The organism is Saccharospirillum impatiens DSM 12546 (genome assembly GCF_000423605.1).
Lineage (GTDB): Bacteria > Pseudomonadota > Gammaproteobacteria > Pseudomonadales > Natronospirillaceae > Saccharospirillum > Saccharospirillum impatiens.
Map to the genome: position 1 here is coordinate 1 of NZ_AUIH01000153.1, position 1,115 is coordinate 1,115.

2 protein-coding genes are annotated in these 1,115 nt (G+C 49.5%); both read left to right on the forward strand.

Features of this window, described 5'->3' with window-relative positions; genetic code table 11:
- Window positions 1–77: 77 nt before the first annotated feature.
- Complete coding sequence (locus G565_RS0120995; RefSeq protein ID WP_028672546.1) at window positions 78–554, forward strand: hypothetical protein; 477 nt, start codon at window positions 78–80, stop codon at window positions 552–554.
- Window positions 555–564: 10 nt separating this feature from the next.
- Complete coding sequence (locus tag G565_RS0121000) at window positions 565–777, forward strand: hypothetical protein (protein ID WP_028672547.1); 213 nt, start codon at window positions 565–567, stop codon at window positions 775–777.
- Window positions 778–1,115: the final 338 nt, after the last annotated feature.

The following is a 1,115-nucleotide window of genomic DNA, read 5'->3' on the forward strand; positions in this document are numbered from 1 at the left end:
CACTACTGAACCGTTTTCTCGCCACGTTACTACTCCTGCTTGGTCGTGGCATTCTACCTATGCCCGTGGTCTAAATCATGGGGTCCACTATACTAATAGACTGGGCTGGCGTCGGATATTCAACTATAGGCCTTGTTGCAAGCAGTGTAGAGGTGGCCGCTGGGGCTGCTGGGTTGATTGTCTCGGGTGCTTTGACCGGGTCAGGATTTGGAACGCCAGCCGGAGTGGCTGGAGCGATTGCTAGTGGTGGTCTTGTTGCTCATGGGGCATATGGATTTGCTGACTCACTTCAAGGGCTGCAAAATGCTTTAGAAGATACGAATCACCCAGGTCCTTTAGCCCAGTTAGGAGGGTTCCTTTTTGGTGATGATGGGCTACTAGCGGGGTATCGACTCGATCAGTTGTTGAGTATTAGGGGGGCTGCTCAGTCACTACATAACTTGTTTGGAAATGGTGGAAATTTGAGTGATATGTCAGCGCTGGCTAAGTTTCTCGACCGCGATTTACATGCAACAGATCCATACGGATCAAATGGATACATGTGTAAGCAATAGGAGAGGGTAGGTGGGAAGATTAATTGCTGCTTTAGTATTTGCTGGATTGGCCGTTTGCGCTGTAATTGCTTTTAAGGGATTGAAAAAAGGGCAAGTTATTGCGCATGAAGTGAACAGCCCTGGAAAATCAAGGGTATTGGGTGTCAGCTATATTTTTGGAGCAGTAATCTTCTCTTTCATGTCTTTGATAAATTTCTTAATGTTTTTTGTTGAGCTAGATTAATGTTTAACTCCTAACATCAACAATTAGCCTACCGCTCAGTCCAAAAAGCTCCCGGCAAAAGACTCTCGCCGGGGCTTCTACTTACTACGCCAAGGTCAGTACCCAACACCCCGTCATCACGCTCACGGTACCGCCAAGGTGATCCCGAACCGGCCCAGCCAGAGGCCCTTAAGTTGCAATCAGGGCATGTCCGCCTGGCTATTGTTCATCATCTTGCGCTTGGTTCACGCCTGCTTCTTGAGGTGCGCCGCCTCCAGGTAGGTATCGATGATCTGGATGACCTGCCGCCGGGTAGCCGGGTCCAGCTTCTCAAGGTGTTGCAACCGTCTCAGCAACCG

Bases quoted from the DNA above. Each gene is read 5' to 3' on its own strand.
- G565_RS0120995 (WP_028672546.1), top strand. From the start codon at position 78: ATGGGGTCCACTATACTAATAGACTGGGCTGGCGTCGGATATTCAACT.